Source organism: Pseudoxanthomonas koreensis (assembly GCF_010093225.1).
GTDB classification, from domain to species: domain Bacteria; phylum Pseudomonadota; class Gammaproteobacteria; order Xanthomonadales; family Xanthomonadaceae; genus Pseudoxanthomonas; species Pseudoxanthomonas koreensis.
In genome coordinates, this window is record NZ_PDWM01000006.1 from 1 (window position 1) to 24,231 (window position 24,231).

Sequence of the window (24,231 nt, forward strand, 5' to 3'; positions counted from 1 at the left end):
AACGAGGAGCGACCCAAGAAGGCAATCGGCGGGCTCACCCCGGAAGCCTATGCCAAAACCCTGACCATCTCGGATACCCTAACCGCGGACTCCAAAGCCGACCGCTACTGAAAGCGGGGGGACGTCGGCGGAAACGCACTTCTCCAGGGCGGAAAAAGAAGAAACCCCCAGCCACAAGGCTGGGGGTTCCGGATAAAGACCCTGACGATGACCTACTCTCGCATGGGAAACCCACACTACCATCGGCGCTGTTGCGTTTCACTTCCGAGTTCGGGATGGGATCGGGTGGTTCCACAACGCTAATTTCATCAGGGAGACGGTTGGAGCGTGCTGGTGAACATGGCCGCCCGCAAGGGACCGACCGTGCATACCGCACCGTCTCGCATATTTACTTGTGATGTAGTGAGCGACGGATGGCTATCGACGTGTTCGTCGAGTCCAAGGCCACTTGAGGTTATATGGTCAAGCCACACGGATCATTAGTATCAGTTAGCTCAACGCATTGCTGCGCTTACACACCTGACCTATCAACCACCTAGTCTTGATGGTTCCTTCAGGGGGCTTGTGCCCCGGGAGATCTCATCTTGAGGCGCGCTTCCCGCTTAGATGCTTTCAGCGGTTATCGCTTCCGAACATAGCTACCCGGCAATGCCACTGGCGTGACAACCGGAACACCAGAGGTTCGTCCACTCCGGTCCTCTCGTACTAGGAGCAGCCCCTCTCAAATCTCCAACGCCCATGGCAGATAGGGACCGAACTGTCTCACGACGTTCTGAACCCAGCTCGCGTACCACTTTAAATGGCGAACAGCCATACCCTTGGGACCGACTACAGCCCCAGGATGTGATGAGCCGACATCGAGGTGCCAAACACCGCCGTCGATATGAACTCTTGGGCGGTATCAGCCTGTTATCCCCGGAGTACCTTTTATCCGTTGAGCGATGGCCCTTCCATACAGAACCACCGGATCACTAAGTCCTAGTTTCCTACCTGCTTGATCCGTCGATCTTGCAGTCAAGCACGCTTATGCCTTTGCACACAGTGCGCGATGTCCGACCGCGCTGAGCGTACCTTCGAGCTCCTCCGTTACTCTTTAGGAGGAGACCGCCCCAGTCAAACTACCCACCATACACGGTCCCCGACCCGGATTACGGGCCCAGGTTAGAACGTCAAGCACATCAGGGTGGTATTTCAAGGATGGCTCCATGCCAGCTAGCGCCGACACTTCAAAGCCTCCCACCTATCCTACACAGACGAACTCAACGTTCAGTGTAAAGCTATAGTAAAGGTTCACGGGGTCTTTCCGTCTTGCCACGGGAACGCTGCATCTTCACAGCGATTTCAATTTCACTGAGTCTCGGGTGGAGACAGCGCCGCTGTCGTTACGCCATTCGTGCAGGTCGGAACTTACCCGACAAGGAATTTCGCTACCTTAGGACCGTTATAGTTACGGCCGCCGTTTACTGGGGCTTCGATCAAGAGCTTCGCCTTGCGGCTGACCCCATCAATTAACCTTCCAGCACCGGGCAGGCGTCACACCCTATACGTCCACTTTCGTGTTTGCAGAGTGCTGTGTTTTTGATAAACAGTCGCAGCGGCCTGGTTACTTCGGCCTCCCCCAGCTATTAACCAGAAGAGGCGCACCTTCTCCCGAAGTTACGGTGCTATTTTGCCTAGTTCCTTCACCCGAGTTCTCTCAAGCGCCTGAGAATTCTCATCCTACCCACCTGTGTCGGTTTACGGTACGGTCTTCGTGAGCTGAAGCTTAGGAGCTTTTCCTGGAAGCGTGATATCAGCAGCCTCGCCCTAAAGGGCTGGTCCTTGGTCTCAACGTTGCGCTCCCGGATTTGCCAAAGAGCACCGCCTCAACCCTCTCACCGGGACAACCAACGCCCGGCCTGCCTAACCTTCTCCGTCCCTCCATCGCACTCACGCGAGGTGCAGGAATATTAACCTGCTTCCCATCGACTACGGCTTTCGCCCTCGCCTTAGGGACCGACTAACCCTGCGTCGATTAACGTTGCGCAAGGAAACCTTGGGCTTTCGGCGTGCGGGCTTTTCACCCGCATTATCGTTACTCATGTCAGCATTCGCACTTCCGATACCTCCAGCAGACTTCTCAATCCACCTTCACAGGCTTACGGAACGCTCCTCTACCGCGCACAACAGAGTTGTGCACCCCAAGCTTCGGTTTATCGCTTAGCCCCGTTAAATCTTCCGCGCAGACCGACTCGACCAGTGAGCTATTACGCTTTCTTTAAAGGGTGGCTGCTTCTAAGCCAACCTCCTGGCTGTCTGTGCCTTTCCACATCGTTTCCCACTTAGCGATAATTTGGGACCTTAGCTGTGGGTCTGGGTTGTTTCCCTTTTCACGACGGACGTTAGCACCCGCCGTGTGTCTCCCATACAGTCCGTCTCGGTATTCGGAGTTTGCAATGGTTTGGTAAGTCGCGATGACCCCCTAGCCATAACAGTGCTCTACCCCCGAGAGGATACATATGAGGCGCTACCTAAATAGCTTTCGAGGAGAACCAGCTATCTCCGGGTTCGATTAGCTTTTCACTCCTAATCACACCTCATCCCCTACCTTTGCAACGGGAGTGGGTTCGGGCCTCCAGTACCTGTTACGGCACCTTCACCCTGGGCATGACTAGATCACCCGGTTTCGGGTCTACAGCCCGCGACTATGCGCCCTATTCAGACTCGGTTTCCCTTCGCCTCCCCTATACGGTTAAGCTTGCCACGAACTGTAAGTCGCTGACCCATTATACAAAAGGTACGCAGTCACCCTTGCGGGCTCCTACTGCTTGTACGCACACGGTTTCAGGGTCTATTTCACTCCCCTCTCCGGGGTTCTTTTCGCCTTTCCCTCACGGTACTGGTTCACTATCGGTCGGTCAGGAGTATTTAGCCTTGGAGGATGGTCCCCCCATGTTCAGACAGGGTTTCACGTGCCCCGCCTTACTCGTCTTCACTGGAATGGCCCTTTCAAATACAGGGCTGTCACCTTCTATGGCCAACCTTTCCAGGTTGTTTTTCTAAAGCCATACCAGCTTAAGGGCTAGTCCCCGTTCGCTCGTCGCTACTTAGGGAATCTCAGTTGATTTCTTTTCCTCCGGTTACTTAGATATTTCAGTTCACCGGGTTCGCCTCCAGCAGCTATGTATTCACTGCAGGATACTGCCGAAGCAGTGGGTTTCCCCATTCGGACATCGCGGGATCAAAGCTTGTTGCCAGCTCCCCCGCGCTTTTCGCAGGCTGCCACGTCCTTCATCGCCTCTGACCGCCAAGGCATCCACCGTGTGCGCTTATTCGCTTGACCATATAACCCCAAGTCGCCTCGGAGTTAATGACGTGCCAGTGGGGTACAAAGCCACCAGCGCGAACATACGACTCAATTTTTAGGGGCTCGAAGCCCCCGCCTTAGCCTCAACGACACGTCGAGATAGACATCTCAAACGCTCGCTACATCACAAGTTTTAAAAGAACACGTACCGGGCCTCAGCGCCTGGCGCGTAAATAGAAAGTGTGTGCGCTTGCCATTCAGAGTGGTGGGTCTGGGAGGACTCGAACCACCGACCTCACCCTTATCAGGGGTGCGCTCTAACCACCTGAGCTACAGACCCAAAAGTCGAACTCATATGGTGGAGCCTGTCGGGATCGAACCGACGACCCCCTGCTTGCAAAGCAGGTGCTCTCCCAGCTGAGCTAAGGCCCCTAAAAGGGACTTGCCTAGCCCGCTACCGGGCCAGGAACTCTGAATGCAGGTGACTTGTGAGGACGCCCGACAGGATGGAGCTGTCGTGCTCAAAAGGAGGTGATCCAGCCGCACCTTCCGATACGGCTACCTTGTTACGACTTCACCCCAGTCATCGGCCACACCGTGGCAAGCGCCCTCCCGAAGGTTAAGCTACCTGCTTCTGGTGCAACAAACTCCCATGGTGTGACGGGCGGTGTGTACAAGGCCCGGGAACGTATTCACCGCAGCAATGCTGATCTGCGATTACTAGCGATTCCGACTTCACGGAGTCGAGTTGCAGACTCCGATCCGGACTGAGATGGGGTTTCTGGGATTGGCTCACCCTCGCGGGATTGCAGCCCTCTGTCCCCACCATTGTAGTACGTGTGTAGCCCTGGTCGTAAGGGCCATGATGACTTGACGTCATCCCCACCTTCCTCCGGTTTGTCACCGGCGGTCTCCTTAGAGTTCCCACCATTACGTGCTGGCAACTAAGGACAAGGGTTGCGCTCGTTGCGGGACTTAACCCAACATCTCACGACACGAGCTGACGACAGCCATGCAGCACCTGTCTCACGGTTCCCGAAGGCACCAATCCATCTCTGGAAAGTTCCGTGGATGTCAAGACCAGGTAAGGTTCTTCGCGTTGCATCGAATTAAACCACATACTCCACCGCTTGTGCGGGCCCCCGTCAATTCCTTTGAGTTTCAGTCTTGCGACCGTACTCCCCAGGCGGCGAACTTAACGCGTTAGCTTCGATACTGGGTTCCAAGTTGAACCCAACATCCAGTTCGCATCGTTTAGGGCGTGGACTACCAGGGTATCTAATCCTGTTTGCTCCCCACGCTTTCGTGCCTCAGTGTCAGTGTTGGCCCAGGTGGCCGCCTTCGCCACGGATGTTCCTCCCGATCTCTACGCATTTCACTGCTACACCGGGAATTCCGCCACCCTCTACCACACTCTAGTTGCCCAGTATCCATCGCAATTCCCAGGTTGAGCCCAGGGCTTTCACGACAGACTTAAACAACCACCTACGCACGCTTTACGCCCAGTAATTCCGAGTAACGCTTGCACCCTTCGTATTACCGCGGCTGCTGGCACGAAGTTAGCCGGTGCTTATTCTTTGGGTACCGTCATCCCTGCCGAGTATTAATCAACAGGATTTCTTTCCCAACAAAAGAGCTTTACAACCCGAGGGCCTTCTTCACTCACGCGGTATGGCTGGATCAGGCTTGCGCCCATTGTCCAATATTCCCCACTGCTGCCTCCCGTAGGAGTCTGGACCGTGTCTCAGTTCCAGTGTGGCTGATCATCCTCTCAGACCAGCTACGGATCGTCGCCTTGGTGGGCCTTTACCCCGCCAACTAGCTAATCCGACATCGGCTCATTCAATCGCGTGAGGCCTTGCGGTCCCCCACTTTCACCCGTAGGTCGTATGCGGTATTAGCGTAAGTTTCCCTACGTTATCCCCCACGACAGAGTAGATTCCGATGTATTCCTCACCCGTCCGCCACTCGCCACCCAGAGAGCAAGCTCTCCTGTGCTGCCGTTCGACTTGCATGTGTTAGGCCTACCGCCAGCGTTCACTCTGAGCCAGGATCAAACTCTTCACTTAAAACTACAGACCCGAAGGTCAATACTTTCAGCTGCAGAAGTTCTACCCAGCTACGTATCGCTTGCTTAAAGCATTTGACTTGTTGCTGTTAAAACGTCTGCAAGATGGACAGTCATCCTTCCTGCAGGCGTCCGCACAAGTTACCTGCGCACACTTTCAAAGAGCGTCGGAATCGGCCTCAGCGCCTTCATCCGTGTCCCGACGTTTCCGTCGAGGTGAGCCGCACATTCTGGCAGCTCGTTCTGGAAGTGTCAACACCGCGTTGCGGGGTTTTCATCTTCCCCTCATCTTCGGCGGCGAACCGCTTCCGGCGAGGTGAGCCGCACATTGTGCCGACTCGTTCCGGACCCGTCAACACCTCGTGAAGAGATTGTTTCGTTTCCGTTCCCAGGTGGCTGCGGACCGTAGTCCGTTTCCGCCTGAGGGAGCCGCCCATTATAGGGGGCTTCCGGAGAACTGCAACACCTTTTTTCGAGGGTCCTGTTCCCGGCCCTGCCGCATTCAGCTTCCCGGGGGATGCGTTCAGCGGCGAGGGGCGCGCATTGTGCACGGGTGCCCGCGGCTTGGGAAGCCCCCGCCCACGCTCAGGCGATGCCGGGGATGCGGCGGCATGCGATGCGGGCCTGCGCGCACTGCTGTTCCAGGCGTTCGCAGGCGGCTGCGGCACCTTCCGCGCCGTGCAGCAGCACTACCCGCGCGCCTTCTTGCGCCAGCTGCAGCGCGCGCTGCGCCGCCGCTTCGGGATCGGCGGCACGGATGTGCCTTGCATCGCGGCGGGCCGGCTCAAGCGCCGCGTCGTCTATGCCATCCATGCACACGATGACGTCGGCCTCGTTGAGCGCACGCAGCGCACGCAGCGTATACAGGTCGGGCGCGTGGCTGGCGGCGACCAGCGCCACCGAACCGGCGGCTTCAACCGCACCGGCCGCGTTCTCCAGCTCCTCGAGGAACAGCGCTTCGGCGCGCGCCGCGCCGCCGCCTTCGTACGCCTGCTCCATGCATCCGTCGAGCATGCGTTCGAACCAGCGCCGGCGCTGTGATGTGTCGGGCAGCTGCGCGCGGATCCGCTCGCGGTGGCGGCCGAACAATGCCGCCAGGGTGCCGAGCGAGGGATCCACCAGGGTTTCCAGCTTCTCGCGGATGCGCCGCGCCAGCATCGGCGCGGTGCCGGCCGAGGAGATGGCCAGCACCAGCGGCGCGCGGTCCACCACCGCCGGCACCTGGAAGGTGGACAGCGCCGCGTCATCGACCACGTTGATCAGGCGGCGCCGGCGCCCGGCTTCGGCGGCAAGCCCGGCGTTGAAGGCGACGTCGTCGGTGGCGGCGACCACCAGCCAGGCGGTGTCCAGCCAGGCCGGATCGAAGTCGCCGCCGAGGCGCGCGATGCGCCCGGCGGCCAGCGCCGCGGCCAGGTCTTCATGCAGGACTTCCAGGGCGTGCAGGCGCACCCGCGCACCGGCCTTCAGCAGTGCCGCCACCTTGCGCGCGGCCACTTCGCCGCCACCCACCACCAGCACTTCGCGTCCGTCCAGTTCGGCGAACAGCGGATACAACCCCATGCCCGGCCCCCGCCCATGCATTCCTGGCCGCATCCTGTCGGTCGCGGCGGCGCTTGTCGATGGCAGGCGCGACGCGGGGTCAGCCGGCGAGGAACCGGGCGAGCACGGCGGCGACCGCGGCGGGCTGGTCCATGTGCAGGTGGTGGTGGCCGGGCAGCACCTCGAGCCGGGCCTGCGGCAATGCGTCTAGGCGCCCGCGACGCACGGCGTCGGGGAAATAGGGCTGGGCCGGGTCGGCGTACAGCCCCTGCACCGGGCAGGTTACCGCTTCCAGCAGCACGCGCACCTGGGCTTCGGTGAGGCGCGTGGCCGCCGGCAGGGTCAGCCGCGGGTCGCTGCGCCAGACGGGGCCGCCGTCGACTTCGCGGGTGCCGCGTTCGACCAGCAGGCGGGCGCCGGACTCGCCGATCGGGCTGGCCTGGATCCGCGCGCGCACCGCCACGGCCAGGTCCGGGAACACGCGCAGCGACTTGCCCGGCCGCCCGCGCGCGGCGGCCACCGCCTGCTGCAGGCGGGTGGCGGTGTGTTCTTCCGCTTCGGCCAGCGGCCCCAGGGTTTCCAGCAGCGCGAGCCGCTCCACCCGGGCGGGCACCGCGGCGGCGACCAGCGCGGCGATCGCCGCGCCCATGGAATGGCCGAGCAGGCCGAAATGCTCCCAGCCCAGCGCGTCGGCCGCATCGAGGACGGCGTGCAGATGGGTGGTGAGGCCGTATTCGGCGCCCGGCGGCAGGTGCGCACTGTGGCCGTGGCCGGGCAGGTCGAGCAGGAGCAGGTCCAGTCCGGGCAGGTGCGGCAGCAGCGGCAGGAAGCTGGCGGCGTTGTCGAGCCAGCCGTGCAGGGCGATCAGCTTCGGCCGCCCGGGGCGCTCCAGGCGCAGGCCGGCCAGTGCGCCGAACGCGACCGGCACGGCCACCTCGCGCAGGTTCATGCCTCGCGGCCGGCGGCGCAGCGGGCCAGCCGGGCGAGTGCTTCGGCGTGGGCCGGCGCGTCGTTGAGGCAGGGGATGTAGGCCAGGCGGCCGCCCTTGGCCTGGAAGTGCTCGGCCAGCCCCAGCGCCACTTCCTCCAGGGTCTCGATGCAGTCCACGGCGAAACCGGGGCAGACCACGTCGACCTGGCGCTCGCCGGCGGCGGCGAGCCGGTCCAGGGCATCGACCGTGGCCGGCTCCAGCCAGCGCTCGCGGCCGAAGCGGGACTGGTAGGAAATCGACCACTGTTCCGGCGCCAGGCCCAGCGCCGCGGCGATCGCGGTCGCGCTGTCCTGGCAGCGCTGCGGATACGGGTCGCCGGCATCGGCCACGCGCTGCGGCAGGCCGTGGAAGGAGAACAGCAGGTGCCCGCCGGCGCCGTGCTGGTGGCGGTAGCGGGCGATCGAGGCGGCCACCGCCGCGACCCAGCCGGCATCGCGGGAGTAATCCTCGATCAGGATCACGTCCATGCCCTGGGTTTCCTCGGCGACCAGGTCGGCAACCGAGGCGGTGGTGGTGGTGGAGTACTGCGGGTACAGCGGCAGCACCACCAGCCGGCGCACGCCTTCGGCACGCAGGTCGCGCAGGGCCTGGCGCAGGGCCGGGGAGCCGTAGCGCATGGCCGGCAGCACCTTCCACTGCGGCAGGCAGTCCTGCAGCGCGGCGGCCAGACGCCGGGTGTAGACCAGCAGCGGCGAGCCGCCTTCCATCCACACCTTGGCGTAGTTGGCGGCCGAGCGCGGCCCGCGCAGCGGCAGGATCAGGCCGTACAGCAGCGGCTTCCACAGCAGCGGCGGAATCGAGACCACGCGCGGGTCGCCGAGGAATTCGGCCAGGTAGCGGCGCACGGCCGCGGCGGTGGGCGCATCGGGGGTGCCGAGGTTGACGGCCAGCAGTGCGGTATCGGTGGCGTGCGACATGCGCGCATTCTGACAGAGCCGCCGTGCCGCTTCGCGCCGCGCGCGGGAGCGGCGGCATGGACGGGGGCGCGGGCGTCATGCACGATTCATCGCGGCTTCATTAGCGTCGTTCGCATCGCGGCAGCGCCGCTGCCCGCAACGATCCGGAGTCCCTGCATGACGCGTCTGCCGAAGTTCCTGCTGTCGCTGCTCGTCCTCGCCGCCACGCAGGCCGTCGCCGGCCATGCCGTCGCCTCTTCCCAGGAGGAGGAGCGCGCGCGCAACGCGGTGCGGGTGATGCAGGAGATCCAGCAGATCCCCGAACAGGCCATCCCGGACAAGCTGCTCGACGAGGCGCGCGGGATCATCGTCATCCCCGACACGATCAAGGCCGGGCTGGTGCTCGGCGGCCGCCGCGGCCACGGACTGATGTCGGTCAAGGGCGCCGACGGCACCTGGTCCAACCCGGTGTTCGTGACCCTGACCGGCGGCAGCATCGGCTTCCAGGCCGGCGTGCAGTCGGCCGACGTGGTCCTGGCGTTCCGCAACGACCGCAGCCTGGACGACATCGTCAACGGCAAGTTCACCCTGGGCGCCGACGCCGGCGTGGCCGCCGGGCCGGTGGGGCGCAATGCCGCCGCGGCCACCGACGGGCAGTTCAAGGCCGAGATCTGGTCCTGGTCGCGCGCGCGCGGCCTGTTCGCCGGGGTCTCGCTGGACGGGGCGGTGCTGCAGATCGACCGCAAGGCGCAGGCGGCCGTCTACGGCCCCACCACGACGCCGCGCATGGTGTTCGAAGGCCGCTCGCAGGTGGTCCCGCCGGCGGCGGTGGTCGCCTTCCGCGACGAACTCGAGGAAGCCACCCACAGCGCGCGCGTGGCCCGTTCGGGCTCGGGCAGTAGCGCCTCGGCGCCGGCCGCGCCGGTTGCAGCGCCGGCGGCGGCGACCACCCAGGGCACCGCCCCGGTGCGGACCGTGGAACCGGCCACCACCGCCACCGGCCCGGCGCCGACCCAGGGCTTCGAACCGGTCGAGGACAGCGGCACCACCACCGAACCGCTGCCCTGAGCGCTGCGCTATCCTGTCGTCCTGTATTCCATACACATGTGAGCGCGCCATGGGTGGTTTGAGCATCTGGCATTGGATCATCGTGCTGGTCGTGGTGCTGCTGGTGTTCGGCACCAAGCGCCTGCGCAATGCCGGCAAGGACCTGGGCGAAGCGGTCAAGGGCTTCAAGGAAGGCATGCGCGACCCGGACGACAAGCCGGCCGGCCAGCTCGGCGACGAGCGTCGCGAAGGCGTGCAGGACAAGGCCGAGTCCGAGCGCGACCGCGCCCAGCACTGATCCCGCGTCGGTCGCACGCGGATGTTCGATATCGGCTTCGGCGAACTGCTGCTGATCGCGGTGGTCGCCCTCGTGGTGCTCGGTCCGGAGCGGCTGCCCAAGGCGGCCCGCTTCGCCGGGCTGTGGGTGCGCCGCGCACGCGCGCAGTGGTATTCGGTCAAGGCCGAGCTGGAGCGCGAACTGGAGGCCGAGGAACTCAAGCGCAGCCTGCACGACACCCAGGCGGCGCTGAAGCAGGCGCAGTCGAAGCTGCAGGACGAGCTCGGCCAGGCCCGGGCGACGGTGAAGGAAGGCGTGGATTCGGCCGGCAGGCAGCTGGACGAGGTCCGGCGCCAGGTCGAGGCGCGGCCGGCCGCGCCGGCGGACGCCGCCGGTGCGGCGGAAACCACGGGCGGAACCGGCGGGACGGCGGCGCGGCCGCCGGCGGAAGGAAGCGATGAGCCACCCCGGTCCTGACCGCCCCGAGGCGGATGCCGAAAGCAGCCTGATGGAGCACCTGCTCGAGCTGCGCACGCGCCTGCTGCGTGCGCTGGCCGGGCCGGTGCTGGTGCTGTTGCTGCTGCTGCCGTTCGCCAACCGGCTCTATGCGTGGCTGGCGGCGCCGCTGCTGGACAAGCTGCCGGCCGGCGGCCAGCTGATCGCGGTGCAGGTGGCCTCGCCGTTCTTCACCCCGCTCAAGCTGGCGTTCTTCGTCGCCCTGGTGGCGACCGCGCCGTGGCTGCTGTACCAGGCCTGGGCATTCGTCGCGCCGGGCCTGTACCAGCGCGAAAAGCGGCTGGCGGTGCCGCTGCTGGCCTCGGCGGTGGTGCTGTTCTACGCCGGCTGCGCGTTCGCCTACTTCGTGGTGCTGCCGTCGGTGTTCGGCTTCCTCGCCGCGATCAAGCCCGAAGGCGTGGCGATGATGACCGACATCAACGCCTACCTGGACTTCGTGCTGGTGATCTTCCTGGCCTTCGGCGCCAGCTTCCAGCTGCCGGTGGCGCTGGTGATCCTGGTGCTGCTGGGCTGGGTTACGCCCGAGCAGCTGCGCGAAGGGCGCGGCTACGCGATCGTGGGCATCTTCATCCTCGCCGCGCTGATCACCCCGCCGGACGTGGTCTCGCAGCTGCTGCTGGCGATCCCGATGTGCCTGCTGTACGAGGCCGGGATCTTCGCCTCGCGGCTGGTGGCGCCGAAGAACGGCGACGCCGCCTAGGCGGCGCGGCCGCCGCTCAGGCTTCCAGCTGCCCCGCCACCGGCGCGGCCGCCGCGGCCGCTTCGCCGAACAGCTGGATCCAGGCGGTATAGACCGCACCGGCCAGCAGCGGCATCAGCACCGCCATCATCAGCACCTGCGCCACCCACAGCGCCAGCATCGGCCCGGCCAGCAGCTGCAGCACCACGGTGACGATCAGCACGACGAAATAGATCGCGAACACCGACACCATCACCAGCAGAAAGAACACCGCGATCGCCGGCAGGTTGTGCAGGCAGGCGCGCAGGCTGTCGCCCATGGCGGCCAGGCCGTCGCGGCGGTCGAACAGGATCCGCGGCACCGAGACGAACACGGTCAGCGCCACCGCCACGGCGGCGGCGAAACCCAGCAGCAGCCACAGCAGGATGCGCCCGGCGGGCAGGTCGCCGATCAGCGCCTGGACCTCTTCCGGGGTGGGCTGCTGCCCGGCCTGGGCCATGGTGTTGAGCTGCTCGCTGACCTGGGCCAGGTGCTGCAGTTGCTGCGAACCGACCAGCACCAGCAGCAGCACGCCCAGCAGCAGGCCGGCGGCCAGTTGCGGCAGCAGGGTGGCCAGCAGCGCGGGGACGCGCCCCTCGTGCACACCCTGCAGCAGGTGCGCCGGCTGCGCAGCACGGCCGTGCGCGACCTCGCGCACCGCCCAGACCAGGCCAGCGAAGAGCACCGGTCCGGCCAGCGCGACCAGCAGCTGCAGCGCCGTGGCCAGCGCCGGCACGGCCGCGCCCAGGGTCACCACCAGCGAGGCCAGCAGGCCCCATAGCGCGCCCAGCATGCCCAGCGCCAGCGGCGCGCGGCGCAGCAGGGCGAACCCGCCCAGCACCCATTCGGCGCCGGCGGCGGCCGGCAGCTTGCGTATCGAGTCCATCGTCTTCCCGTTGCGGCGCACCCGCGGAGCCGGGGCACGTCATGGATTATCGGTGATCGGGCGGCGGATTGCCGCGCCCGCGCCGCGCTTTCAGAGGTGTCCGGAGCGCCCGTGGGCGCCGCGTGCATGCCGGACGAAGCGCCGCAGCAGCTGGCGCGCCTGCGGCGCGGCGCTGACCTCGCGGGCCACGGTGCGCGGGCAGCGGCCATGGTTGCGCAGGCAGTCGGCGCGCGCGTTGACGTAGCCGCGCATGTGGTGGGTGGCGAATTCGGGGTGGAACTGCACGCCCCAGGCCTGCGCGCCCCAGCGGAACGCGTGGCAGCCGTCCTGTTCGGAACGGGCCAGCACGGTCGCACCCTGCGGCGGCTGCAGCACCGTCTGCAGGTGGGTGGCGTGGGCGGCGAAGCGCGCCGGCATCGCCGCGAACAGCGGATCCTCGAACGCCGGCGGATGCAGGTCGATGAACACCGTGCCCGACTCGCGCCCGGCCGGGTTGTAGTCGACCTGGCCACCCAGCGCGTGGGCCAGCAGCTGGTGGCCGTAGCAGATGCCCAGCAGCGGGGTGCCGCCCTCGACCGCCTCGCGGATCCAGCCCGCGGTGCGCTCGCTCCATTCGGCGCGGTCGGTGACGAAGGCGGCCGAGCCGCTGACGATCACCCCGGCCAGGCCTTCGGGCGACGGCAGCGGGTCGCCGCGCTCGGCGTTGACCTCCAGCACCTCGCGCGCGCCGAGCCCGGCGGCCACCCGGATCCAGTGCGGGAAGCGGCCGTAACGCTTGAGGCTGTCCACCGGCTGGCCGGTCTCGACGATCAGGAAGGGCGCGCGGCGGGCTGCGTTCACGGGTAGGGGACGGACCGGCGGAAACGGGGAAAAAGTAGCGTCTGAAACGGTGGAAACCCGCATGGTGCGGGGCCCGGCCCTATACTAGCCCGCTTTTCCGCAGCGCAATAAAACCGATGACCGGACCGACTTTCCAGGGACTGATCCAGGCGCTCAACGCCTACTGGGCCGAGCAGGGCTGCGTGCTGATCCAGCCGCTGGACCTGGAGGTCGGCGCCGGCACCTTCCACCCGGCCACCTTCCTGCGCGCGCTCGGCCCGGAGCCGTGGAACGCGGCCTACGTGCAGCCTTCGCGCCGCCCCACCGACGGCCGCTACGGCGAGAACCCGAACCGGCTGCAGCGCTACTACCAGTACCAGGTGGTGATGAAGCCCAACCCGGACAACATCCAGGAGCTGTACCTGGGCTCGCTGAAGGCGCTGGGCATCGACCCGCGGGTGCACGACCTGCGCTTCGTCGAGGACAACTGGGAATCGCCCACGCTGGGCGCCTGGGGCCTGGGCTGGGAGGTGTGGCTCAACGGCATGGAGGTGACCCAGTTCACCTACTTCCAGCAGGCCGGCGGCCTGGAGTGCCGGCCGGTGCTGGGCGAGATCACCTACGGCCTCGAGCGGCTGTGCATGTACCTGCAGAACGTGGACAACGTCTACGACCTGGTCTGGACCACCGGCCCGCAGGGCGTGGTCACCTACGGCGACGTCTACCACCAGAACGAGGTCGAGCAGAGCACCTACAACTTCGAGCACGCCGACGTGGCCGAGCTGTTCCACCGCTTCGACGCCTGCGAGGCCGAGGCGATGAAACTGGTCGAAGCCGGGCTGCCGCTGCCGGCCTACGAGCAGGTGTGCAAGGCCTCGCACTCGTTCAACCTGCTCGACGCGCGCCGCGCGATCTCGGTGACCGAGCGCCAGCGCTACATCCTGCGCGTGCGCCGGCTGGCCCAGGCGGTGGCCGAGGCCTACCACGCGCAGCGCGAGAAGCTGGGTTTCCCCGGATTGAAGAAGGCGGTCGCCTGAGCATGGCCGAGCACATGAGCGAACAGAAACCCCTGCTGGTCGAACTGGGCACCGAGGAGCTGCCGGTCAAGGCGCTGCCGGGCCTGGCGCAGGCCTTCTTCGATGGCGTCCTGGCCGCGCTGGAGAAGCGCGGGATCGGCTTCGAGGCCGGCGATGCGCGCCCGCTGCACACGCCCCGCCGCCTGGCGGTGCTGCTGCCGGCGGTGGACACCGCGCAGCCCGAACAGGCTTCGGAAGTGTTCGGCCCCTACGTGAACATCGCGCTGGACGGCGAAGGCCGGCCGACGAAGGCGCTGGAAGGCTTCGCCGCCAAGGCCGGGGTGGAGTGGACCGCGCTGGAACGCGCCACCGACGCCAAGGGCGAGCGCTTCGTGCACCGCGCCGTGCGCGCCGGCGCGCGCACCGCCGACCTGCTGCCCGAAGTCGTCGCCGAGGCGATCGCCGGCATGCCGATCCCCAAGCCGATGCGCTGGGGCGACCACGACTACGCCTTCGCCCGCCCGGTGCACTGGCTGGTGCTGCTGCTCGGCGACCAGGTGGTGCCGGCGCAGGTGCTGGGCGTGAGCTCGGACCGGATGAGCCGCGGCCACCGCTTCGAGCACGACAAGCCGGTGTGGATCGGCCAGCCCGACGACTACATGGCCGCGCTGCAGGCCGCGCACGTGCTGGTCGACCCGGCCGAGCGCCGTGCGCGGATCCTGGCCGAGGCGCAGCAGGCCGCCGCTTCGGTCGACGGCAGCGCGCGCGTCACCGACGACAACCTGGAGCAGGTGGTGTGCCTGACCGAGTGGCCGTCGGCGGTGCTGTGCAGCTTCGAGCGCGACTTCCTCGCGGTGCCGCAGGAAGCGCTGATCGAGACCATGGAGGTCAACCAGAAGTTCTTCCCGGTGCTGGACCCGGCCGGGCGGCTCACCGAGCACTTCATCGGCATCGCCAACATCGAGTCGCGCGACGTGGCCGAGGTGCGCAAGGGCTACGAGCGGGTGATCCGCCCGCGTTTCGCCGATGCGCGCTTCTTCTTCGACGAGGACCTCAGGCAGGGCCTGGCGTCGATGGGCGAGGGGCTGAAGACGGTCACCTACCAGGCCAGGCTGGGCACGGTGGCCGACAAGGTCGCGCGCGTGGCCGCGCTGGCCGAGGCCATCGCCGCGCAGGTCGGCGCCGATCCGGCGCAGGCGCGCCGCGCCGCGGAACTGTCCAGGAACGACCTGCAGTCGCGCATGGTCAACGAATTCCCCGAGCTGCAGGGTATTGCGGGTCGCCACTACGCGCTGGCCGCCGGCGAGCCGAAGGAGATCGCGCTGGCGATCGACGAGGCTTACCAGCCGCGCTTCGCCGGCGACGACATCGCACTGTCGCCGCTGGGCAAGGTGCTGGCGATCGCCGAGCGGCTGGACACCCTGGCCGGCGGCTTCGCCGCGGGGCTGAAGCCGACCGGCAACAAGGATCCGTTCGCGCTGCGGCGCAATGCGCTGGGGCTGGCGCGGACGGTGATCGAGAGTGGGTTCGACCTGGATATGAGGACTTTCATCTATCGGGCTTACGAAGCGGTCCAGTTTTCCATGTCGGCAGTTGTGCTCCGTCAAAAGGAGCAGGCTGCCGAAAAGGCCCGCCGTGAAGGCGTTGACACTCCCAAAGGTCATTCCAACATCCGAAACTTGGGCGCGTCCGAGCTGGATGAGGTTTACGACTTCATCCTCGACCGCCTGCGCGGCTACTACGCCGACAAGGGCGTGCCGGCCGCGCATTTCAATGCCGTGGCGGAACTGAAGCCGTCCTCGCTGTACGACTTCGACACCCGGATCGACGCGATCGGCACCTTCGCCGCGCTGCCCGAGGCCGGGGCGCTGGCCGCGGCCAACAAGCGCATCGGCAACATCCTGAAGAAGGCCGACATCGAAATCCCCGCGATGGAGGATCCGGCGCTGTTCGCCGAAGCCGCCGAGCGCGCGCTGGGCGAGGCGGTGGAAGCGGCGCTGGACGACACCACCGCGGCCCTGCACCAGCGCGACTACGTGCGCGTGCTGGAGCGGCTGGCGCAGGTGCGGCCGCAGGTGGACGCGTTCTTCGACCAGGTGATGGTCAACGCCGAGGACCCGGCCGTGCGCGGCAACCGCCTGGCCCTGCTCAGGCGCCTGTCCGAGCGCTTCGGCGCGGTGGCGGCGATCGGGCACCTGTCGACCTGAACGCCGGCGCGCCGGGACGGGCTAACGGGGCCGGCGCGGGCCCGTTATCCTGAGCCCATGCGTCGCCTCCCCCTCCTCGCATTGCTGCTGGCCTCGGCGACCTTCCCCGCCTGGGCCCGCGGCACCATCCAGCGGGTCGAGATCCGCGGCCTGGAGCACGACGAGGCCATGGAGAACAACGTGCGCCTGGCCCTGGGCGTGAACAGCGAGATCGGCAAGACCCAGGGCGAGTCGCGGCTGGAGTTCCTGCTGCTCAATGCCGAGCGCGAGGCGCGGCAGGCGCTGGAACCGTTCGGCTACTACTCGCCGAAGATCACCGTGGACGCGCCGCGCGACGCCGACGACAACATCGCCGTCACGGTCAACGTCACGCCAGGCGAGCCGGTGCGGGTGCGCGAATCGCGGGTGGAGATCCTCGGCCCCGGCGGCGAGGACCAGTACCTGGCGCGCGACCTGGCCGGGTTCCGGCCCACGGTGGGCGAAGCGTTCGACCACGCCACCTACGACGCCAGCCGCGACGGCATCAGCCGCCGCCTGGCCGAGCGCGGCTACTTCGACGCGGACTTCATGTCGCGCGAGGTACGGGTGACCCGCGCCGACCATGCCGCCGACATCGACCTGGTGTGGGACAGCGGCTACCGCTTCGACATGGGCCCGACCGTGTTCCACCAGGACTACTTCCTGCCCGGCCTGCTCGAACGGCTGGTGACCTGGGAGGAAGGCAGCTACTTCCACCAGGGCAAGCTGGACCGGCTGCGCCAGTCGCTGGTCAAGCTCGATTATTTCAGCGCCATCGACATCCAGCCGCTCACCGACCAGGCCAGCGACGACCTGCGCGTGCCGATCGACGTCAACCTGGTGCTGGCCAAGCGCACCGTCTACACCGCCGGCCTGAGCTACGGTTCGGAGAGCGGCGCGGGCGTGCGCTTCGGCATGGAGCGGCGCTACGTCAACGAGCGCGGGCACAAGCTTGCCACCGACCTGGACTGGGCGCAGAACCGCAAGAACCTGCTGGTCCAGTACCGCATCCCGGCGTTCGCCTGGCTCGACGGCTGGTACACCGGGGCGTTCAGCGCCTACGACGAGCAGACCGACTACATCGACCTGCGCAACGTGCGCCTGCTGGCCAGCCGCAGCGGCGAGATCAACGAGCGCTGGATCGCGGCCGCGTCGCTGATCGCGCTGCGCGAACGCTGGAGCTACGACATGGACGCGGCCACCGGCCAGCGCCTGTACACGTACTCGACCCTGCTCTCCCCGGAAGTGACCGGCACCTACACCGGCGTGGACACCCGCCTGTTCCCGCGCCACGGGCTCAGCCTCAGCCTGGCCATGCGCGGCGGCGCCGAAGGCCTGGGCTCGGACACCAACTTCGTGCAGGGCTGGGCCAGCGGCAGCTGGTTCCAGGGCGTGGGCGCGGCGGACCGGCTGATCCTGCGCGGCGAGGCGGGCGCGACCTGGACTTCCGACCTGGTGGCGATGCCGCCGAGCCTGCGCTTCTTCGCCGGCGGCGACCGCAGCATCCGCGGCTACGCCTGGCGCGAGGTCGGCCCGCGCACGCCACCGCCGGACAATTTCGCGCTGGGCGGGCGCTACGTGCTCACCGGTTCGGTCGAGTACGAGCACTACTTCAAAGCCGGGCCCTGGGGCATGGCCGCGTTCGTCGATGGCGGCGACGCCTTCGATTCGCCCGACGAGTACAAGCTGCACCTGGGCGTGGGCGTGGGCGCGCGCTGGCGCTCGCCGATCGGCGGCGTGCGCATCGACATCGCCCATGGCCTGGATGACCCGGATTCGAGTTTCCAGATCTACCTGAGCCTGGGGGCGAACCTGTGAGCACGCCGGTGCCGCCGCCGGAAGCCAGGGCCGCCGCACCGGCGCCGCGGCCGCGCTTCTACCGGCGCCGCCGCTTCTGGGCGTGGTCGGGCCTGGGCGTGCTGGCAATGGTGGTCGGCGTGGCGGTGCTGCTGTACTGGCTGCTGCAGACCATTGCCGGGCGCGACGTGCTGCTGGCCCAGGTCATCTCGCGGCTGCCGGTGGGCGCCACGCTGAGCTGGGAAAAGGTGGAGGGCCCGCTGGCCGGGCCGCTGACCCTGCACGGGCTGGATTTCCGCTACCAGGACTACCGCTTCACCGCGCGCCGCGCCTACCTGGACCCGGACATCCGCCCGCTGCTGGGCCGGCGCCTGCGCCTGGACGCGTTCGAGATCGAGGGCGCGACCCTGGACCTGGCGCCCAGCGACGAACCGTTCGAGCTACCGCGCTGGCCCGAGTCGCTGCCGGCGATCGAAATGCCGATCGCGATCCAGGCCGACCGCATCGTCATCGACGGCTTCACCGTCCGCTCCGGCGGCGAACAGGTGATCGACATCCACCACCTGCGCGGCGGCATCGACATCGCCCATGGCTTCCTCCGCGCCCGGCAGCTGCAGGTGGACAGCGACCTGGGCCTGTTCTCGCTGCACGGCAGCTACGAGCCGGTGCACAACTACCGCAGCGACCTGCTGCTGACCGCGGTGCTGCCGGCGCCGCGCGGACACAGCGCGGCGCGGTTCGGGCTGCTGGCGCGCGGCGACCTGTCGAAGATGGAAGTCGGCATCGGTGGCCGCGCACCGGAACCGCTGCGCGCCACGCTGACCCTGGGCGGCGACAAGGATGCACCGGCCTGGCGCCTGGACGCACGCAGCGAAGGCCTGGATCCGGCGCTGCTGGCCGGCGGCGAACCTTCGCAGACCCCGTTCCGCTTCGACCTGCGCGCGCAGGGCACCGGCGGCGCGGCCGAGCTGTCCGGCCAGCTGGGCCATGGCGACGTGCAGGTGACCCTCGCGCCTTCGCGCGTGCAGCTGGAGGAGCAGGTGCTGACCGTGGCGCCGCTGGCGCTGGAGCTGTACGGGGGCACGGTGCAGCTCAAGGGACGCGCCGATTTCAGCGATCCGGAGGACGGGCGCTTCCGCTTCGCGCTCAATGCGCAGGACCTGGTGTTCGAGGCCACGGATCCGGCAACGCCGGCGATCGGCGTGGACGCTGCGCTGGGCCTGGCCGGCTCGCTGCGGAACTGGGCCGCCTATGGCGACGCGACCCTGCGCCGTGAGGGGCAGCAGGCTGACGTGGTGCTGGACGTGCGCGGCAACGACACCCGCGCGAAGATCCATTCGCTGCAGGCAAGCATGCCCGGCGGCACCCTGCGCGCCAGCGGCGAAGCCGGCTGGGATCCGGTGCTGGACTGGGACCTGGCGGTGCAGCTGGACGGGTTCGACCCGGGCTACTTCGTCCCGGGCTGGGACGGCAACGTCAACGGCCGCATCGCCACCGCCGGCCGCGCCCGCGATGGCGGCGACGGCGTCGATGCGCAGATCGAGGTGCAGTCGCTGGGCGGGCACCTGCGCGGCCGCGCGCTGGCCGGCAACGGGCGCTTCGTGGTCCGCGGCGGCGAGGCCGAGGGCGACCTCGCGCTGGAACTGGGCAACAGCCGCGTACGCGCCAACGGCCGCGTCGGCGAGCGCATCGATGTCAGCGCGCAACTGCAGCCGCTGCAGCTGGACGACCTGCTGCCGGACGCCACCGGCACCGTGCAGGGCTCGCTGCGGCTCACCGGCACCCGCCAGGCCCCGGACGTGCAGGCCGACCTGCAGGGCCGCGGCCTGCACTGGGACGAGTGGAGCGCCGAGAGCATCGACCTGCGCGGCCAGTTGCCCTGGCGCGGCGGCAACGGCGACTTCACCGCGCAGGGCACCGGCCTGCAGCTGGGCATTCCCGTCGCGCGGCTGGACGTGCGCGCGCAGGGCGCGGTGGAGGACCTGCGCCTGCAGGTGGACGCGGACAGCCCGCAGACCGCCGGCCTGTCGTTCGCCGGGCAGGTGCAGCGCCGCGGCAGCGCCTGGCAAGGCGCGCTGGAACAGATGCGGATCGAGCCGGCGCGCGGCAACCACTGGGCGCTGGCGGCCCCGGCCGCGTTCACCGTGAACGGCCCGCGCTTCCAGCTGCAACCGGCCTGCCTGGCCACCAGCGGCCACGGCGACGCGCAGGTGTGCGCACAGGCGGACTGGCCGTCCAAGGGCCTGGTGGTGAACAGCGAGCGGCTGCCGCTGGCGCTGGTCGAGCCCTGGCTGCCCGACCAGGGCGGCCGCGCGCTGGTCACCCGCGGCGAGTTCACCCTGGACGCGGACATCCGCCCGCAGGGCAACCGCTGGACCGGAAGCGTCCACCTGGCGTCGCCGCAGGGCGGCCTGCGCCTGGGCAACAACGCGCGCCGCGAGATCGCCCGCTACGACAACTTCAGCTTCGACCTGGCATTCGATCCGCAGAAGATCCAGGGCCGGCTCGGCACCGGCTTCCAGGGCGACGGCTACATCGACGCCACCTTCAACACCGGCTGGGAACCCTATTCGCCGCTCACCGGCGAGCTGTACACCTACATCTCGCAGCTGTTCTGGCTGGAGCTGTTCTCGCCGGAACTGGTGCGCCCGCGCGGCGTCGTGCGCGGGCACATGAGCGTGCGCGGCACCCGCGGCGAGCCGTTGATGGCCGGGCAGCTGCTGCTGGAGGATTTCCAGGGCGAACTGCCGGCGCTTGGCCTGAGCCTGAGCGACGGCCAGGGCAGCCTGGACGCACAGGCGGACGGCTCGGCGCGGTTCGCCGCCTCGGTCGGCACCGGCGGCGGCAAGCTGATGCTCGACGGCAGCCTGTCCTGGTTCGGCCAGGAAACGCCGCTGCAGCTGCACATCCACGGCCAGGACGTGCTGATCGCCGACACGCCGATGCTGGTGGCCACCGCCAATCCCGACATCCAGCTGAGCACGGACGGCCCGACCCTGGTGCTGCGCGGCCAGGTGGAGGTGACCGAGGCCGCGGTGAACCTGGAACGCTTCGAACAGGGCGTCTCGGTGTCCGAGGACGTGGTCGTGGTCGATCCGGTGGATCCGGAAGACCAGCGCGGCACGCCGCTGGACATGGACCTGGCCCTGGTCCTGGTGAACGACGTGACCGTCTCCGGTTACGGCATGCAGGGCACGATGAGCGGGCGGTTGCAGGTGCGCACGCGTCCGGGCCAGGAAATGATGGGCACCGGCGCACTGGAGATCGGCGGCCGCTACAAGGCCTACGGCCAGGACCTGACCATCACCCATGGCCAGCTCACCTGGAGCAACAACCGCATCGTCGACCCGCGCATCAACCTGCGCGCCGAGCGCCGCGTCGGCGACGTGGTCGCCGGCATCGACGTCAGCGGCCACGCCGACGAACCGCAGCTCAACGTCTGGTCCAACCCGTCGATGCCGCAGTCCGAGGCGCTGGCCTACCTGATGCTGGGCCGCAGCCTGGAAGGCGCGACCCGCGACCAGGCGCAGCAGGTCACCGCCACCTCGGCGACGATGTCGGCCGGCACCGGCCTGCTGGCCGCGCAGCTGGGCAGGCGCATGGGCTTCGACGACGCCGGGGTGATGCATTCGCGCGCGCTCGGCGGCGCGGTGGTGGGCGTGGGCAAGTACATCACCCCGCGGCTGTACGTGGGCTACGGCGTGTCGATGGTCGGCGCCGGCCAGGTGGTGATCCTGAAGTACCTGCTGCGCAAGGGCTTCGACGTGGAAGTCGAGTCGAGCACGCTGGAAACGCGTTCCTCGATCAACTGGCGCACCGAACGCTGACGCGGCGCGGGCATGACCTGCGGCGGTTGTCCGCCGCGGGCGTGGCCGCTACGGTTCCCGGTTCGCCTTGCAAGGAACATCCCGATGAGAACGAAGACGCCGGCACGCGCCGCGACGATCCGCATGAACGCCGGCCTGCCGCTGGCCTGCGTGGTGGCGCTGTCGGCCCTGTTCGCCAACGGCGCGCAGGCCGACGAAGGCATGTGGATGCCGTCGCAGCTGCCACGGATCGCCGCGCAGCTGGAACAGGCCGGTTTCGCCGGCGACCCGGCGGCGCTGGCCGACCTCACCGCCGCGCCGCTGAACGCGGTGGTGCGCACCGGCGGCGGCACCGGCGCCTTCGTCTCCGCCGACGGCCTGGTGCTCACCAACCACCACGTCGCCTATGGCGTGATCCAGTACAACAGCAGTCCGGAGCGCAACCTGATCGACAACGGCTACGTCGCCGCCGACCGCGCCGCCGAACTGCCGGCCAACCCGGATTTCCGCGTGCTGGTCACGGTCGGCTTCGACCGGGTAACCGATGAAGTGCTCGGCGCGGCCCGCGGCAAGTCCGGGCGCGCCTACTTCGACGCGGTCGATGCGGCCGGCAAGCGGATCGTGGCCGAATGCGAACGCGAGGCCGGGATCCGCTGCAGCGTGGCCAACATGTACTACGGCACCGACTTCTACCGGATCCGCCAGATGGAACTGCGCGACCTGCGCCTGGCCTACGCGCCGCCGCGCGCGATCGGCAACTTCGGCGACGAGATCGACAACTTCATGTGGCCGCGCCACACCGGCGACTTCACCCTGCTGCGCGCCTATGTCGGCCGCGACGGCAAGCCGGCCGCGTATTCGCCGGACAACGTCGCCTACCAGCCGCCGTCGCACCTGCAGGTGTCGCTGCAGGGGCCGCGCGAGGGCGATTTCGCCATGCTCGCCGGCTATCCGGGGACCACCTACCGCCACCGCACCGCCGCCGAATTCGCCCAGCAGGTCGAATGGACGCTGCCGGCGCGGGTGGCGGTGTTCGACCAGCTGCTGGCCGCGATCGATCGCGCCACCGCCGGCGATGCCGCGGCCGCCACCCGCTACGCCTCGCAGGTGCAGTCGCTGAAGAACAATCGCAAGCGCGCCGCCGGCGAACTGGAAGGGTTGCTGCGCAGCGACGCGGTGCGGCAGCGGGCCGCGGACGAGCGCGGGATGCGCGGAGTGACGTCGGAGGGCGACCGGCCCGATCTCGACGCCCTGGACCAGGTGCTGGCGCAGGCCTCGGCGGTGCGCGAGCGCGACCTGCTGCTGGGGCTGGTCGCCAGCCAGACCCAGCTGCTGCGCTCGGCCCTGCAGCTGGAGCGGCTGCGGATCGAGTCGGCCAAACCCGACGCGCAGCGCGAGAGCGGCTACCAGGCCCGCGACCTGGCCCTGATCGAGGGCATGCTGAAACAGCTCCAGCGCCGCTACGACCCGAAGGTGGAGAAGGCGCTGCTGTCTGCGCTGCTCGGCCGCTACCTGGCGCTGCCGCCGGAGCAGCGGGTGCCCGAATTCGACGCCGCCTTCGGCCGCACCCCGGCCGCGCTGGAGAAGGCGCTCGACGCGCTGTACGCCGGCACCACCCTGGGCGAGGAATCCGCGCGCCTGTCGCGTCTGGCGGCCGCGCGCGAAGGCCAGGCGCTGGCGCCCGACCCGCTGCTGGCGCTGGCCGCCACCCTGGTGCCGGCGCAGATCCGCCTGGAAGACGAGCGCAAGGCCCGCGACGGCGAACTGCTGCGCCTGCGCCCGTCTTACATGTCCGCGCTCACCGGCTGGCGCGGCGAGCAGGGCCGCGCGATGTACCCCGACGCCAACGGCACCCTGCGGGTCAGCTACGGCCGCCTGCAGAGCCTGCAGCCGCGCGACGCGGTGACCTACGCGCCGGTGACCACGGTGGCCGGCATTGTCGAGAAGCACACCGGCCAGGCCCCGTTCGACGCACCGCGGCCGCTGCTGGAAGCGATCGCCAGGGGCGACTTCGCCGGCACCGCCGATCCGGCGCTGGGCACGCAGACGGTCAACTTCCTGACCAACCTGGACACTACCGGCGGCAACTCCGGCTCGCCGGTGCTCAATGCCCGCGGCGAACTGATCGGCCTGAACTTCGACAGCAACTGGGAGTCGGTCAGCGCCAGCTGGTGGTTCGACCCGCGCTACAAGCGCGCCGTCCACGTCGACATGCGCTACATGCGCTGGCTGATGGGCCAGGTCTACCCCGCGCCGCACCTGCTGCGGGAGATGGGGCTCTAGCGGCCGCCCGGGAGGGATGCTGGCCGCGCGCTTGTCAACGGGTTACATCGCCGCGGCGCGG

General features: G+C 68.0%; 14 protein-coding genes, 2 tRNA genes and 3 rRNA genes. 9 read left to right on the forward strand and 10 right to left on the reverse strand.

What is annotated here, in order from left to right:
- Nucleotides 1-199: 199 nt before the first annotated feature.
- From rrf to hemH, 8 genes are all read right to left on the reverse strand, one after another.
- Nucleotides 200-313: ribosomal RNA gene (gene rrf / locus CSC64_RS03090) — 5S ribosomal RNA — on the reverse strand.
- Nucleotides 314-458: 145 nt separating this feature from the next.
- Nucleotides 459-3,322 (reverse strand): 23S ribosomal RNA (locus tag CSC64_RS03095).
- A 227-nt stretch (nt 3,323-3,549) separates the two neighbouring features.
- Nucleotides 3,550-3,626 (reverse strand) — tRNA-Ile (locus CSC64_RS03100).
- Nucleotides 3,627-3,642: 16 nt separating this feature from the next.
- Nucleotides 3,643-3,718, reverse strand: a tRNA-Ala gene (locus CSC64_RS03105).
- Between the two features lie 92 nt (nt 3,719-3,810).
- Nucleotides 3,811-5,355, reverse strand: a 16S ribosomal RNA gene (locus CSC64_RS03110).
- The 16S, 23S and 5S rRNA genes sit together here with 2 tRNA genes alongside, the layout of an rRNA operon.
- 584 nt (nt 5,356-5,939) lie before the next feature.
- The gene (locus CSC64_RS03115; protein WP_162433865.1) at nt 5,940-6,914 is read right to left on the reverse strand and encodes an NAD(P)-dependent oxidoreductase; all 975 of its coding nucleotides are present in this window, start codon (nt 6,912-6,914) and stop codon (nt 5,940-5,942) included.
- 79 nt (nt 6,915-6,993) lie between these two features.
- Nucleotides 6,994-7,836 carry an alpha/beta fold hydrolase gene (locus tag CSC64_RS03120; RefSeq protein WP_425501658.1) on the reverse strand — a complete coding sequence of 281 codons (843 nt, stop codon included), beginning with the start codon at nt 7,834-7,836 and terminating at the stop codon, nt 6,994-6,996.
- A 2-nt stretch (nt 7,837-7,838) separates the two neighbouring features.
- Nucleotides 7,839-8,801 carry a ferrochelatase gene (hemH, locus tag CSC64_RS03125; RefSeq protein ID WP_162433867.1) on the reverse strand — a complete coding sequence of 321 codons (963 nt, stop codon included), beginning with the start codon at nt 8,799-8,801 and terminating at the stop codon, nt 7,839-7,841.
- Nucleotides 8,802-8,966: 165 nt separating this feature from the next.
- Between hemH and CSC64_RS03130 the strand changes: the two genes are divergently transcribed.
- From CSC64_RS03130 to tatC, 4 genes are read left to right on the forward strand one after another with little or no spacing between them, the layout of a single operon-like run.
- Nucleotides 8,967-9,848, forward strand: a complete 882-nt coding sequence (locus CSC64_RS03130; RefSeq protein WP_425501659.1) for a lipid-binding SYLF domain-containing protein — start codon at nt 8,967-8,969, stop codon at nt 9,846-9,848.
- A gap of 49 nt (nt 9,849-9,897) precedes the next feature.
- Nucleotides 9,898-10,125, forward strand: coding sequence for a Sec-independent protein translocase subunit TatA (gene tatA, locus CSC64_RS03135; protein WP_162433869.1), 228 nt, complete (start codon nt 9,898-9,900; stop codon nt 10,123-10,125).
- A gap of 21 nt (nt 10,126-10,146) precedes the next feature.
- On the forward strand, nt 10,147-10,581 hold the full coding sequence (gene tatB, locus CSC64_RS14055; RefSeq protein ID WP_162433870.1) for a Sec-independent protein translocase protein TatB: 435 nt from the start codon (nt 10,147-10,149) through the stop codon (nt 10,579-10,581).
- Nucleotides 10,562-11,320, forward strand: a complete 759-nt coding sequence (tatC, locus tag CSC64_RS03145) for a twin-arginine translocase subunit TatC (protein ID WP_162433871.1) — start codon at nt 10,562-10,564, stop codon at nt 11,318-11,320. The genes tatB and tatC overlap by 20 nt, the downstream gene beginning before the upstream one ends.
- A gap of 16 nt (nt 11,321-11,336) precedes the next feature.
- Here the strand turns inward: tatC and CSC64_RS03150 are convergent, their stop codons facing one another.
- Both CSC64_RS03150 and CSC64_RS03155 read right to left on the reverse strand, forming a co-directional pair.
- A complete protein-coding gene (locus tag CSC64_RS03150) occupies nt 11,337-12,224 on the reverse strand; it encodes a BPSS1780 family membrane protein (protein ID WP_162433872.1) in 888 nt (295 codons plus the stop codon).
- Between the two features lie 90 nt (nt 12,225-12,314).
- Entirely contained in the window at nt 12,315-13,064 is a 750-nt protein-coding gene (locus CSC64_RS03155; protein ID WP_238389736.1) for a glutamine amidotransferase, read from the reverse strand.
- Nucleotides 13,065-13,180: 116 nt separating this feature from the next.
- On the opposite strand from CSC64_RS03155, the gene glyQ reads away from it, so the two are divergent.
- The 5 genes from glyQ to CSC64_RS03180 all read left to right on the forward strand — a co-directional run bounded on the left by glyQ (nt 13,181) and on the right by CSC64_RS03180 (nt 24,170).
- A complete protein-coding gene (gene glyQ, locus CSC64_RS03160; protein ID WP_162433874.1) occupies nt 13,181-14,080 on the forward strand; it encodes a glycine--tRNA ligase subunit alpha in 900 nt (299 codons plus the stop codon).
- A gap of 14 nt (nt 14,081-14,094) precedes the next feature.
- Complete coding sequence (gene glyS / locus CSC64_RS03165; RefSeq protein ID WP_162433875.1) at nt 14,095-16,266, forward strand: glycine--tRNA ligase subunit beta; 2,172 nt, start codon at nt 14,095-14,097, stop codon at nt 16,264-16,266.
- A 57-nt stretch (nt 16,267-16,323) separates the two neighbouring features.
- Nucleotides 16,324-18,102, forward strand: a complete 1,779-nt coding sequence (locus CSC64_RS03170) for an autotransporter assembly complex protein TamA (RefSeq protein ID WP_162433876.1) — start codon at nt 16,324-16,326, stop codon at nt 18,100-18,102.
- Entirely contained in the window at nt 18,099-21,908 is a 3,810-nt protein-coding gene (locus CSC64_RS03175) for a translocation/assembly module TamB domain-containing protein (protein WP_238389737.1), read from the forward strand. Before CSC64_RS03170 ends, CSC64_RS03175 begins: the two co-directional genes overlap by 4 nt.
- Nucleotides 21,909-22,031: 123 nt before the next feature.
- A complete protein-coding gene (locus tag CSC64_RS03180) occupies nt 22,032-24,170 on the forward strand; it encodes a S46 family peptidase (protein WP_162433934.1) in 2,139 nt (712 codons plus the stop codon).
- The last annotated feature ends 61 nt before the right edge of the window (nt 24,171-24,231 follow it).

Coding starts and splice junctions, on each gene's coding strand:
- CSC64_RS03115 (WP_162433865.1), bottom strand. CDS start 6,914: ATGGGGTTGTATCCGCTGTTCGCCGAACTGGACGGACGCGAAGTGCTG.
- glyS (WP_162433875.1), top strand. CDS start 14,095: ATGAGCGAACAGAAACCCCTGCTGGTCGAACTGGGCACCGAGGAGCTG.
- CSC64_RS03170 (WP_162433876.1), top strand. CDS start 16,324: ATGCGTCGCCTCCCCCTCCTCGCATTGCTGCTGGCCTCGGCGACCTTC.
- tatC (WP_162433871.1), top strand. CDS start 10,562: ATGAGCCACCCCGGTCCTGACCGCCCCGAGGCGGATGCCGAAAGCAGC.
- tatB (WP_162433870.1), top strand. CDS start 10,147: ATGTTCGATATCGGCTTCGGCGAACTGCTGCTGATCGCGGTGGTCGCC.
- glyQ (WP_162433874.1), top strand. CDS start 13,181: ATGACCGGACCGACTTTCCAGGGACTGATCCAGGCGCTCAACGCCTAC.
- CSC64_RS03180 (WP_162433934.1), top strand. CDS start 22,032: ATGAACGCCGGCCTGCCGCTGGCCTGCGTGGTGGCGCTGTCGGCCCTG.
- CSC64_RS03150 (WP_162433872.1), bottom strand. CDS start 12,224: ATGGACTCGATACGCAAGCTGCCGGCCGCCGCCGGCGCCGAATGGGTG.
- tatA (WP_162433869.1), top strand. CDS start 9,898: ATGGGTGGTTTGAGCATCTGGCATTGGATCATCGTGCTGGTCGTGGTG.
- hemH (WP_162433867.1), bottom strand. CDS start 8,801: ATGTCGCACGCCACCGATACCGCACTGCTGGCCGTCAACCTCGGCACC.